10 protein-coding genes, 1 riboswitch and 1 other annotated feature are annotated in these 12,392 nt (G+C 34.1%); of the genes, 7 read left to right on the top strand and 3 right to left on the bottom strand.

Going from position 1 to position 12,392, the window contains the following annotated elements; all coding sequences use genetic code 11:
* Positions 1 to 76 precede the first annotated feature (76 nt).
* Both tenA and NST63_RS14960 read left to right on the top strand, forming a co-directional pair.
* On the top strand, positions 77 to 736 hold the full coding sequence (gene tenA, locus NST63_RS14965) for a thiaminase II (RefSeq protein ID WP_341042776.1): 660 nt from the start codon (positions 77 to 79) through the stop codon (positions 734 to 736).
* Between the two features lie 62 nt (positions 737 to 798).
* On the top strand, positions 799 to 1,566 hold the full coding sequence (locus NST63_RS14960; RefSeq protein ID WP_341042774.1) for a Nif3-like dinuclear metal center hexameric protein: 768 nt from the start codon (positions 799 to 801) through the stop codon (positions 1,564 to 1,566).
* Between the two features lie 45 nt (positions 1,567 to 1,611).
* On the opposite strand, the gene NST63_RS14955 is transcribed toward NST63_RS14960, so the two are convergent.
* Positions 1,612 to 2,781: an MFS transporter gene (locus NST63_RS14955; protein ID WP_341042773.1), complete on the bottom strand. Its 1,170-nt coding sequence runs from the start codon at positions 2,779 to 2,781 to the stop codon at positions 1,612 to 1,614.
* A 93-nt stretch (positions 2,782 to 2,874) separates the two neighbouring features.
* Positions 2,875 to 2,974: riboswitch (purine riboswitch) on the bottom strand.
* Positions 2,975 to 3,325: 351 nt separating this feature from the next.
* On the bottom strand, positions 3,326 to 4,561 hold the full coding sequence (locus tag NST63_RS14950) for a multidrug effflux MFS transporter (RefSeq protein WP_212942691.1): 1,236 nt from the start codon (positions 4,559 to 4,561) through the stop codon (positions 3,326 to 3,328).
* Positions 4,562 to 4,908: 347 nt separating this feature from the next.
* Here NST63_RS14950 and NST63_RS14945 point away from each other — a divergent pair, with 347 nt between their 5' ends.
* The 4 genes from NST63_RS14945 to NST63_RS14930 all read left to right on the top strand — a co-directional run bounded on the left by NST63_RS14945 (position 4,909) and on the right by NST63_RS14930 (position 8,789).
* Positions 4,909 to 5,034 carry a hypothetical protein gene (locus NST63_RS14945; protein ID WP_276513963.1) on the top strand — a complete coding sequence of 42 codons (126 nt, stop codon included), beginning with the start codon at positions 4,909 to 4,911 and terminating at the stop codon, positions 5,032 to 5,034.
* A 625-nt stretch (positions 5,035 to 5,659) separates the two neighbouring features.
* Positions 5,660 to 6,577 (top strand): Nif3-like dinuclear metal center hexameric protein, encoded by a 918-nt coding sequence (locus tag NST63_RS14940; protein WP_341042772.1) that lies wholly within the window; start codon positions 5,660 to 5,662, stop codon positions 6,575 to 6,577.
* 20 nt (positions 6,578 to 6,597) lie between these two features.
* Entirely contained in the window at positions 6,598 to 7,155 is a 558-nt protein-coding gene (locus NST63_RS14935) for a DUF402 domain-containing protein (RefSeq protein WP_341042771.1), read from the top strand.
* Positions 7,156 to 7,775: 620 nt separating this feature from the next.
* Entirely contained in the window at positions 7,776 to 8,789 is a 1,014-nt protein-coding gene (locus tag NST63_RS14930) for a C40 family peptidase (protein ID WP_212941565.1), read from the top strand.
* Positions 8,790 to 8,804: 15 nt separating this feature from the next.
* Here NST63_RS14930 and metG read toward each other — a convergent pair whose 3' ends face one another.
* On the bottom strand, positions 8,805 to 10,433 hold the full coding sequence (gene metG / locus NST63_RS14925) for a methionine--tRNA ligase (protein WP_341042770.1): 1,629 nt from the start codon (positions 10,431 to 10,433) through the stop codon (positions 8,805 to 8,807).
* 92 nt (positions 10,434 to 10,525) lie between these two features.
* Positions 10,526 to 10,798: a binding site (T-box leader), on the bottom strand.
* Positions 10,799 to 11,166: 368 nt separating this feature from the next.
* Here metG and NST63_RS14920 point away from each other — a divergent pair.
* The gene (locus NST63_RS14920) at positions 11,167 to 12,378 is read left to right on the top strand and encodes a hypothetical protein (protein ID WP_341042769.1); all 1,212 of its coding nucleotides are present in this window, start codon (positions 11,167 to 11,169) and stop codon (positions 12,376 to 12,378) included.
* Positions 12,379 to 12,392 lie beyond the last annotated feature (14 nt).

Here is a 12,392-nt window from a genome sequence, read left to right as displayed (position 1 = left end):
TTTCCATCTTTATTCTGTTTTCTAACCACTTCCCAGTATGATAGTGGTTTTTTATTTTTGGAAAGGATGAGGGAGTATGTCGTTTGCAAAGGAATGCCGAAAGGAAGCGAAAAAATGGTGGGATGCAAGTCTTCAACATCCATTTGTACAAGGAATAGGTAATGGCAAATTAGAAATAGAAAAATTCCGTTTTTATGTTTTACAGGATTCCTATTACTTATCTAATTTTGCTAGAGTTCAATCATATGGTGCAGCTGTATCAAGGGATTTATATACAACAAATCGGATGGCTAATCATGCACAAGGTACATACGAAGCTGAAATGTCTTTACATCGTAAATTTTCTGCTCTACTCGAAATATCAGAGGAAGAAAGAAAAGCCTTTAAACCCGCACCAACAGCATATGCTTATACCTCTCATATGTATCGAGCTGTTCAAAGCGGGAAATTGGGTTATATAATCGCAGCTATTTTACCTTGTTATTGGTTGTACTTAGATATAGGAAGTTATTTGAAGGATTGTCAACCAGATGAAATGATTTACCAAGAATGGATAGCCGCTTATAACGGTGATTGGTTCAGGGAGCTTGTAACCGAGCAAATACAACGAATAGATGAACTCGCTGAAGCATCTTCAGAAGAAGAACAATCCGAAATGAAAGAATTCTTTTGGAGGAGTGCGTATTATGAATATTGCTTTTGGGAAATGGCTTATACAATGGAGACTTGGAAGTAAAGGGACGGTTCTAGTGCTTCTTCGAAGCACTAGAACCGTCCCCGTTGAGGGGGATAGAACTAATGAAATTAGAACAATTTCAAATGCAGATTAAGGATTTATTTGGTGAGGAATTAGTAAAACATGAAGATGATGAGTATGGATTTACTTCTATTTCCAAAACATCATTTTCAAAAATTGGTTACGCAACAAATTTAACTTTAGAAACGATCCAAGAAGCTGCACTGAATCATGTTGATTTAATGATTACTCATCATGATGCATGGGACTTTTTGTATGGTATGAAAGATCAGTGTATGAAGAAGCTTGAAGAAAATAATATTACTCATTTCTTTATTCATGCACCACTTGACTACATTGAGTTTGGGACATGTACATCGTTAATGAATATTCTTGAGGTAGATGTGATTAAACAGTACTCTCACTATGAAAATGGAAATGAGTTCCCTTCTATAGGATTATTTAATCATCCTATTTCATTTACAAACCTTGTTAAACTGATGTCTGAAAAATTAAACGAACCAGTGAGTGCATGGAAAAATAATGATCAAATGATTAAAACAATTGCTGTTTTAACAGGTGCTGGTGATTCTACAAAAGTAATAAAACGTGCCTTAGATGCGGGATGCGATACATACATCACTGGAGAAGCAACACTATATGCAATCCAATATGCCAAGTTTGCCAGGATCAATCTAATCGCAGGAAGTCATACATTTACCGAAATCTTTGGAATCGAAAGCTTAGCGAAAAAATTAAAAGTCCTAAATCCCCAAATTGAAATTATTCGATTGGAAGAGGAACATTTTGAAGCAAAGGGACGGTTCTAATGCTTCTTCGAAGCACTAGAACCGTCCCCATGTTTTCCGATGTTTTCAAGAAACAGTTGATGTTTCTCTAGTGATTGCCGGTCTAGTTAAAGAAAAGATTGCACATAGTAAGGCGATAATGACAACAGCACTTCCAACCCAGGCTGTACTTGTTACCGATCCGGTTTTGTTTAATACAATTCCTCCTATTGCAGATCCAAGTGAAATGCCAATCTGTAAGGCTGAGTTATTAAAGCTTTGCTGTATATCGGAGGTTTCCGGGTCGGTTTGTATCAAATAGCTTTGCTGAGGTGGTGACAGACTCCAACTTAATGCTCCCCATATCATCATTATAGGAATGAATAAAACAAGAGAAAAAGTTGTAAAAGGTAATAAGCATAGTACAATGGCAAATGTGCTAATGACTAGAATAATGCATTTCTTCGCACCTATCCTATCCGATAGAGTTCCACCTATAGCCCCACCACAGACGGCTGCAATTCCAAATACAAAATAACAAATACTAATCCAATAGGAATTCAGATGCAGATTTTTTTCCAAAAATGGTGTGAAATACGCGTAAAGTGTATAATGACCTGCAAGCATAAACATAGTAGCTAGATGCGCAGTACCTAATTTTGCACTTCCTACTGCTTTTAATTGTTGAACAAGTGGTATAGTCCTTTCTCCTGGAATTCTTTCTAAAAATAGTGAAATTAGCACCATAGATCCTATTGATAATACTGCGATTCCAAGGAAAATGATACGCCATCCGAATGTACTAGAAATCAAAATTCCTAGTGGTACACCTAAAACAAGTGAAGAACTGATACCCATAAAAATGAGACCTAAAGCCTTTGCCCGATGAGGCGGAGCAACAACTTTCGCTGCAATTGTCAAAGAAAGTACGACGATAAGTGCAGTACTCATTGCCGTCAAAACCCTAGCAACCATCATAAAAGTGAAATTTGGACTAAAATAGGTTATGACATTACCAAGGAAAAATACAAACAAAGAAACAAGATATAATTTTTTACGTTCGATTTTATTGGTTAATACGAGCAGAACTGGGCCAGCAATGGCATAAATAAGAGCAAATACTGTAATCAGCTGTCCAGCGGTGCTTAACGAAATGTTAAAGTCGTCAGCGATCGTTGGTAATATCCCGCCGACAATCAATTCAACTAATCCAACAGCGATCGTTGATAAAGCTAGTATAAAAACTTTATAATTCATAGATTACTTAACATCCTTTCTAATAAATTGGTAGTAATAGGAATAGGATTAATGGATTTTTTTACAGAGAACAAAAAAATCCTGATTACAAAAAATGAATAGTTCATTTTCTGTAATCAGGATTTTATGGTTCCTGGTAGAGACCCTCTAGCCATATTCTAGAAGTTATACAGGTAATATAGTATTTTAAATGATCACTTTGGACATTTTACTATGCTTTATTTTAATTTTCAAGTAAAACCATATTTTTTTTGGAATAATTTTTTGCAAACGAATTTATTTAATTCAAAATAGTGAATGGAAATCACTGAACATTATTGGGTTCCAAAAATATGTTAGAAGTAAGAGTAATAAATTCTTAGCACCGAAAAGTTGAGTTATATGTCTAACATACAGACCAAACTGCCTCATTCTGTTTGGACTTAACTGAATATACCAATGGTCAAGTCTTACATTGGACGAAAAATACCCAAGTGAATCATCTTTACTTGGGTACTTTTTGTCGTGATTTTTTGTTATTGTCCAATTGCTTGCTATTCCCAAACTATAACTTAGAAACTTGTTCCGAAGTTTGCGAACCCGGCACCCGAATCGAAGCTCTCCTGACTAAAACAAAATAGGAAAGAAATGCCAAAAGGCTAGCGCTAAAGATTGTTACTCCCATTGGAATTCCAGTGTATGATCCAGCTATTCCGACCAGTGGGGCACTTAACGAGCCAAGTACGAATGGTAATAATCCCAATAATGCTGAGGCACTACCAGCAATATGTCCTTGTGACTCAATAGCTAATGTAAAGGATGTTGTACCGATGATACTGATGGATAAGACAAAAAAGAAAATCGGAATAGCAACAGCGATGAGCGGTGCTTTTAAAAGTAGCGAGATTAATAAGCATACTCCAGCTAAATTTGAGATTGCTAACCCAATTTTTAAGAACGTTCGCTCCGAAATTCTTTCCGTTAAGCGACCAACCGTTTGACTTCCAATAATAAGCGCCAAACCATTCACACCAAATAATAGACTGAACTGTTGGGGAGTTACATGATAAATATTTTGATAGACAAACGGAATTCCGGACACATAGGCAAAAATCCCTGCAGTTGTAAAGCCTTGAGTGAATGCATATCCCATAAACGCACGGTCCTTGAATAAGGAGCCAAAATTGCTCAGAAGCTGTGGCAAGTTACTTGGAACTCGTTTTTCTACTGGCAATGTTTCTTTAAGCTTCAATGAAACCGTGAAGATTAATATAGCACCAATACAGGCTAAAACAATGAAAACACCATTCCATTTGGTAAAGGAAAGAATGATTCCCCCAGCAACTGGTGCAACAATTGGTCCGAGATTACCAACTAACACCATTAAGGTAAAAAATTTAGTTAATTCCTTTCCACTAAATAAATCTCTGACTACAGCTCTGGAGACTACAAGACCACCTGCTGCAGAAAAGCCTTGGACGAAGCGTGCCACTATAAGGAAATAAATATTTGGGGCAAAGGAACAAGTTAAAGAAGCTAATAAGTATAAGCATAGAAAAAATAGCAATGGCTTACGACGGCCCTTTACATCGCTCAATGGGCCAATAAATAATTGCCCTAATCCTAGTCCTAATAAACATGCAGTTAGACTGATTTGTACAAGTGAAGCAGTAGTTTGATAATCTTTTACAATAGTAGGAAAGGAGGGTAAATATGTGTCTATTGTAAAAGGTCCTAAAAGACCAAGTGATCCTAAAAGTAAAGCAAGTTGGATTCGTTGTTTTCCACTAGGTGTATTCAATTTTTCCTCGCCTTTCAATCATTAAATTAGTTTTTTTGTGGGTACTTATTTACACATTTATAACAGACCTATCAGTTGATTTTTTCACCTCCAGTAATGTCCTTTTTGTTATCAAATAAGCACAATTCATTTCGATATCCGAAATTACATAATTTTCATTATAACCTGATTTAATTTTGGGGTAAACATTAAAATGTTTTGTCAGCCCTATTTTATTTTGTACATAAAGTATTAGATGATTTTATTAAATCGAAGAAAACTTGAGGAATTTTAAAAATTATTGGAACCTTTTTTAAGCTTTTTCATATAATGCCTACTGTGAGAAATTTTAAGGAGGAGAAATCGAAATGGGCGATATTCAATTGAAAATAACAAGGGAAAACGAAGGCAAAGATGGATATAAAATCATTGAAGTAAAAGTATCTGATCCAACAGATAGTTTATTCGCAGTTGTTACTCCTATAAAGAAGTAAAGCACCTCTCTCAACATTGTTGCTAGTTAAAATTAGGTTTACCTATTAACTATCTACTACTATACTTTCATTTCACTGAGAAAGAGCTGCAAACTCCACAAGAATGTTTGAATCCTTTATTGATTGTAAAGCCTACCTTGGGGCTTTTGCAATAAAAAACAAACTTTACAAAAACAGTGAAAAGTAAAAGGAGTACACCTTCTTTCGATAAATTATACATAGAAAGATGGTTTCATTCTAAGGAAGAGTGTGGCTCGTTACCTTTATGTTTCTAGTCTGTTGACATAAAACAGGAGTAAAAAGACGAATTAATAAAAATATATAAATAAAGTAATCTTTTCTGATAGAGGTCGGTAAAAGGTTACTTTTTTACTTTTTTAATAGTTTATTGACTACGATAATAATTTTTTGTATTTATATAATTTTACGAAATGTTAAAATGAAAGTATTTCAAGGCTTTTTTTAAATTCAGAAGATATTGATTTAGGGAATTCACTTGAACATGTACGATAAATATGAACTGCAATTCATTTAAATATTGGTTATAACGTGTAGAACTGAATGCTTTTATATCATGAATGCAGTGATTCATACATTGAGCTTTACAATGAGAGGAGAAGGGAATATGGTTTTACTAGATCAGTTAGTACGCCAATTAAATCGTGAGCTGGATATCCATTCCTATAGAAGTGATCCAGGTTTTAGTCGATTTATTCCAGCCGTTTATGATCCGTTACCATTTGATTGGACATCAGTTTTTGAAAACGAGTTTGCACAGCTTTTCAACGGACTTATGCTCAGGGGAAGTGCTGAAGTTGAAAAGGTTTTTTTAGCTGTTTTTCCTACTGAAGATGTATTAACTCGATTCATTGATGAGAGTAAAGAAGGGGATCTTCTTTTCATGCATCATCCATTATTAATGGAATGTGGTGATCCAAACGGTAAATCAGGTAGAGGGTTTGTCCCGATTCCTGAAAAATACTTATTGGCAATGAAAAAGAAAAGATTATCTGTGTATACCTGTCATGAGCCGTTAGACTATCATCAAAGGCTTGGGACAAGTATTGCTATAGCACAGACTTTACATGCAAAAATTGTGGATGGATACCTTCCAAATGAGAAAAATCAAAACCTAATATTGCTTTGTGAGATTCAAAAAACCGATACAGATCAGCTTGTTGAAACACTAAAGAACAAATTTTGTATTCCATATGTTGATTTCGAAGGTAAGCAGCTAGAGTCAATTGAAAGGATTGCTATTATTGCGGGCTGCGGAGACAAAGTAGACTGGATGAAGGAAGCAGAAAAGAAGGGGGCACAAGCCTATATAACTGGTGAGATTCATTGTCATATTGATAATGAATATGGAAGGATGAAATATAATCAAATGCTTGCATATGTCCCAAATACAACCATGTCACTTATAGGGGTTTCTCATTCCGCTTCAGAATATTTAGTAATGAGGACATTAATGAAAAGTTGGTTTAAAGATTCATTTAGTATTCAGACTGTATTACTACCACAGGAACAATGGTGGCTTTAACGATGAATAAGGGGGATTGGATGTTAAAGAGAAAATTTGGGGATCGTCTAGGATGGAAGCGTATTACGGAGAGAGAGTACATCCAAACATTTGTGCAGACCGAAACATTCGAGGGATATTTATCTTTCTTGAAAATGATTAAAGTAACAGAACCATTGTACATAAATTATGGAGAAAAAATGTTATGCATTGCCGATAATGGATACTCATGGCTTCAGCAATTTCCAAAAGATAAGCATCACGCTGTAACAACAATGTTTAATGACAGTGGGGAAATTATTCAATGGTATATTGATATTTGCATACAAAATGGAGTTGAGAATGGTCGTCCATTTTGGGATGATTTATACCTAGACCTCATCGTTCTTCCCTCGGGAGAAATGATTCAACAGGATGCAGATGAATTGGAAGGGGCTTTGGCAAGTGGAATAATTGATAAGTACGTATACAATTTAGCCTGGAATGAAGCGAAGGAAATTGAGGAACAGATAAAAGAAGGTAACTTTTCGTCTTTGCATCTAGCAAAAGAGTATAGAGACTACATACTGAAAACAAATGGATCAAGCACTTTGTCATAGTGCTTGATCTATTTTTTATCTAATTACTGAACAAGAATCAGCTTTGGACTCGCATACTTTTCTGTGTTTGAAAGATTTGTGTGTATGTAATGTATATAGTAATACAATAAAAGACCAGATCATATTGCCAATATAAGGTTGCTGGTTATAGGTAATTGTCAGCACTAGACTTATAGTCCCAAAAAGAATAGAATACACTATCATTAACCAAAATCCCCATTTTTTTAATTTCATATATCCATAAATGATAATTAATGTTGCAATGGCAACAACCACTCTCATTAATTGTTCAGGTACGTGACTTAAACCAAATCTATCTGAAATACCGATTTCATTTATATGTGATTCATAGAAGATGGATGTTATAAATAAAATAAATGCTCCAAAAATATAGTAATAGCTAATTATGCTTATACCTATTGGTCATTTCATTAATCCCACTCCTTAGTATATGTACGAAAGTTACCATAGAAAGTTCCGTAATAGATGCATCTATTTATTACTTTCATCACATATATTTATAGTATAAGGTAGATATATCCAAAAATAATACATGTTTCCTCCTTTGTATGTTATATTTTTTTATAATTGCAAAATTTTTTTAGAAGGAGGGGAAAGGGATGAAGTGGTTGAAAACTAGTATTCTTGCACTTTTTCTTTCATTTGTATTTTCTTTAGGAAATAACACTGTAGAAGCTATAACTAGTTCTGAGTGTAATCAATCATCAGTTGTGAAAAAAAGCTATATCAATGTACCTGTAGCTACTCTTTGGAAAGAACCGGGTTCAAAACGATCCATTGATCAGTCCGTATTGTCCATTCCGGTTGACATGAGAAAATGGACAAACAGTATGCCAAATGTTCAGAAACGGATTTGGCTAACCGGTAAAACTGAGAGTCAAGCATTATATGGGCAAGAGGTTCAAATTTTAAGGACGAAAGGAGAATGGGTACAAATTGCCATTAAGGACCAGGCAACTGCTAAAAATAAGTATGGATATCCAGGATGGCTGCCTAAAGAACAAATTCATATAGGACTATTAAAATATGAAAAATGCCCGTTTGCCATCGTTAAAACAAGAACAACCCATTTATACGATGACAAACAGAAAAAAGATTTGGAAATAAGCTTTAATACGAAACTACCTGTTATAAGTGAGGAGCAAAATTGGGTTCAGGTTAATACACCTACGAATCAAGTAAAATGGGTAAAAAAAACAGATGTGAATATTTACACCTCTAAAGCAGAATTTCCGAAGCCAACGGGTACTGATCTTGTCATGACGGCCAAGCAATTTTTAGGACTTTCTTATCTTTGGTCAGGTACTTCTGCATACGGTTTTGATTGTTCTGGTTTTACTTTTTCCGTTTATAAATCTTATGGCATGCACTTACCAAGAGATGCCTCTGAGCAATATAAGAGAGGTAAACCTGTTTTAAAAACAAATCTTCAACCAGGTGATCTACTATTTTTTGCCACTAATCATGGAAAAGGAAAAGTCCATCATGTTGCCATGTACATTGGTAATGGAAAAATGATCCACTCACCTGAGGCAGGAAAACAAGTAGAAATCATTTCTATTGATACACCTTCTTACAAAAAAGAATTTGCCGGGGCACGAAGATATATCTAGGTGCCTGGCAATTATTTATTGGTTTAGTAATTTTCCCCTTTCATATTCAATTTGATTGATGTCAATTCGTTCAAATAATGGCTCAATTATTTCTAACTGCAGGGATTTAATTTTTATTGTTTGCCAAGCTGGATTGGCAATTTTTAATTTTTTAAATAATTTAGTAGAGGAAAAGGGTAGAAAAGGCTCCAATAACTGTGCTAAATTAGCAATGATAAAGACGCAATTGGCAAGAGTGTTATTACATGCCTCTTTATCCTCTTGAATCTGTTTCCAAGGTTGTTCTTGATCGAAGTATTTATTCGCCTCCCTTATAAAATCAAAAATGATTTCTAAAGATCTCTTAAAGTGTGCTCCTTCAATTTGATTACCAACGGATTTATAGAGATTAGCGATTTTACTATCGAAATAAGGATCAATGTTTCCATCTGGAACAACACTTGAATAATATTTTTCTATAAATTTTAATGATCGATGTACAAAATTTCCATAAGTACCTAACAGCTCACTATTATGACTATATATAAACTCACGCCAGGAAAAATCAGTATCTTTATTTTCTGGAGCATTAATGGTTAGGAAATAACGAATAGAATCTGGGTGGTATCGTTCGATTAAATCAGGGACCCAAACCGCCCAATTTCTACTGGTAGATAATTTCTTTTTTTCAATCGTTAAATATTCGTTCGAAACGATATGTGTAGGTAATGATTTTTTCTTAATCCCCATTAAAATGGCTGGCCAAATAATGGTATGAAATGGAATATTATCTTTTCCATGAACATAGTAGGATAATGAATGTTCATCCCAAAATTTTGCGTCATCAACTTGATGCTCTTTTCCCCACTGTATACTAGCTGAGAGATAGCCAGCAACAGCTTCAATCCAAACATAAATTTTTTTATCTTCATACCCTTTTACAGGGATATTGATTCCCACAGGTAAATCACGGGAAACAGCCCGATCATGTAGACCTTCCTGAAAATAACGATTTGTTAATTGAATGGCGTTCTCACGCCAAGAATGATGTGTTTTAGCATTAGCAACATAAAGTTCTAGACTTTCTTGAAATTGGCTTAATGAAAAATAAAAATGCTCGGTTTTTCTTATTTCAGGTATCGTTCCACAAATTTTGCAAGTTTTCTCTAGTAGGTCAATTGGATCCAAAATAGTAGAACAATGATCACATTGATCACCTCGGGCAGCATTCCCACATTTTGGACATATACCTTCAACATATCGGTCGGGTAAAAATTGAGAACAAGACTCACAATAGGTTTGTTCAATTTCTTTTTTATAAATAAAATTGTTTTCAAGCAGCGCCAAAAAGATTTTCTGTGCTATTTGATGATGATGAGATGAATCTGTTCTTGTATAGAGGTCATAAGTAAATCCAAGCTTTGAAAAGCATTCTACAAATTCCTTGTGATAATAATCAGCAATGTGTTTAGGAGTTGTTTGTTCCTCCTTAGCACGTATAGCTATAGGTGTACCATTACAATCACTCCCAGATACATATAAAACATTTCTACCAGCCAATCGGAAATATCTTGCTAAAATATCACCTGGTAATAAACTGGCGATATGACCAAGATGTAATGAACCATTTGCATATGGCCAAGCCCCACCAATAAACACATTCATATCATTTCCTCCTTTTATATATGTTCTTCGCTATTTCTCTAATGCATAACTCCAAAAATAAAAAAAGCCTCGCCCTAATCTGCTGTTAAGCAAATAAGGACGAGGCTGGGTTCCCCGTGATACCACCTTTAATTACTAATAGCTCACGCTATTAGTCTCGACAAGTACGAAAGCAAGAAAAAAGCTTTGATACTGTGCTTTTGATAACGAGTAGCAATACCCGTCTGGACCTACTAATATGGATACATACGTTCAGCTCGAAGCTCAGAGGCCATTGTTCAAATGAATAGTTTTGCTTCTTTTCAGCTCCCGAAGCTCTCTGGTGAAAACATCCTCATTTTACTTTTCCTCGTCTAAGCATTAATAATGATAAATTTATTGTATTATATACAAAATGTTCAGAAAGGTAAAGTCTATTTACTGGTAAATTTATTAAATTTGCTGATTTCGTAAAGCTTGTTACATTTGGAAAAGCCAAACTACTGGCACTTACATCTAATAAGGGATCGGGCAATTCTTATGGAGTTCGCAGCTTTATTCTCAGTCAAATGAAAGATATAGCAGTCTTCAGACAATACTTATACGTTAAAACCTTAGCAATAATATTTGAGAAAGTGCATTTTTTTAAAGGATAAAATTAATATACAAATTATTGAAAAAATTAAAAATATTTGAAGGGAAAGATTCATATTATGAAGAACTTTAATTATTAATTATGTTAGGAGGGATATGAATGAGAAAAGTGTATTTTATTATTTTTATCATCCTGCTTGCTGGATGTCAATCCGAATCAACTACAAAGAAAATAAACATAAAAAATGATAATAATAAAAGTCAAGCAATCCAAACGAAAGAAATTGATGAAGAGGAACTTGAAAAAGAAGCACAAGCTGCCAAAACGTATTTTGCAAAAATGATTGAAGCCATTGATGATAATAATAGAAAGGAATTCTTATCATTTCAAAATGAAAAAAATAAACTTTTCTATAAAGAACAGGATGCATGGATTTTGGGCGTGTATGTAAAGCGAAAAGAAGGAGTGAGCTTAACTACCAAGATCAGGCAATTAGAACTTACATCTTTGACAAAAGGAAATTTAACACTACAAATAGATATGAAAAATAAAGATAAAATCTATAGTAATCAAATAACATATACGATCATTAAAAAAGGGGGAAAATGGAAAATAAATGATCTTCCATTCAAGAAAATGACAAATGGACCAATAAATCTCTACTATTTACCTTCATTAGAATATCAGGCTGCCCAAGTAATGAAAGATCTTAAAAAGTTGGTTGATCTATATATAGAATATTTTGATTGGGATCCAAAGGAAGTTAATGTAAAATTATATGATTCACTTGAAGAATTATCCGCTTCTGTTCCATGGGAAACAGTACCTGGGGTCAGTCAGTCTTTTATTTCTTTAAAATTTTTCGTAGATACCACTTATTCTGATGTCACTTATAATATAATGAAGCATGAAGTGGTTCACACAATGCTTGCAGAAATCAGTAATGACAACGCCACAGAGTTTATGCATGAAGGACTGGCAATATATATTTCTAGTGCGGTTTCAAAAGACCCTCAAGGAAACCCACGAATAGATTTAAATGGAGTAAAGGAAAGAGAGAACATTCTCTTAGATAATATTAAAACATTTAAGCCGATTAATGAATTAAACAATATAAATTACACGAATGATTCGGGAGACATTTATAGTCTCGGTTTCCTATTAACAGACTATTTAATTTCCAACTATGGAATGGATAAATATTTGAATCTGCTTAGTGAATTAAAAAAAGAGGATATTGTAGACAATTATAATGAAGAAAAACAACAAATAGTATACAAACGTGTAATTAAAGCGATGGAAAAAATATATGCACCAATTGACCAGCTTTCAAAAGATTATGCGGATTATTTTAACAAGTTAAAACAATAATTTTACTCATAAGC

This window comes from Heyndrickxia sp. FSL W8-0496 (assembly GCF_038007825.1).
Classification (GTDB): Bacteria; Bacillota; Bacilli; order Bacillales; family Bacillaceae_C; genus Heyndrickxia; species Heyndrickxia oleronia.
Note: the sequence above shows the minus strand (reverse complement) of the source record. Positions and strands in the feature narration are given on the sequence as shown.

What these genes read in the sequence shown, in the direction of transcription:
- NST63_RS14930 (WP_212941565.1), top strand. Translation starts at nt 7,776, where the DNA reads ATGAAGTGGTTGAAAACTAGTATTCTTGCACTTTTTCTTTCATTTGTA.
- NST63_RS14955 (WP_341042773.1), bottom strand. Translation starts at nt 2,781, where the DNA reads ATGAATTATAAAGTTTTTATACTAGCTTTATCAACGATCGCTGTTGGA.
- metG (WP_341042770.1), bottom strand. Translation starts at nt 10,433, where the DNA reads ATGAATGTGTTTATTGGTGGGGCTTGGCCATATGCAAATGGTTCATTA.
- tenA (WP_341042776.1), top strand. Translation starts at nt 77, where the DNA reads ATGTCGTTTGCAAAGGAATGCCGAAAGGAAGCGAAAAAATGGTGGGAT.
- NST63_RS14960 (WP_341042774.1), top strand. Translation starts at nt 799, where the DNA reads ATGAAATTAGAACAATTTCAAATGCAGATTAAGGATTTATTTGGTGAG.
- NST63_RS14920 (WP_341042769.1), top strand. Translation starts at nt 11,167, where the DNA reads ATGAGAAAAGTGTATTTTATTATTTTTATCATCCTGCTTGCTGGATGT.
- NST63_RS14945 (WP_276513963.1), top strand. Translation starts at nt 4,909, where the DNA reads ATGGGCGATATTCAATTGAAAATAACAAGGGAAAACGAAGGCAAAGAT.
- NST63_RS14935 (WP_341042771.1), top strand. Translation starts at nt 6,598, where the DNA reads ATGTTAAAGAGAAAATTTGGGGATCGTCTAGGATGGAAGCGTATTACG.
- NST63_RS14940 (WP_341042772.1), top strand. Translation starts at nt 5,660, where the DNA reads ATGGTTTTACTAGATCAGTTAGTACGCCAATTAAATCGTGAGCTGGAT.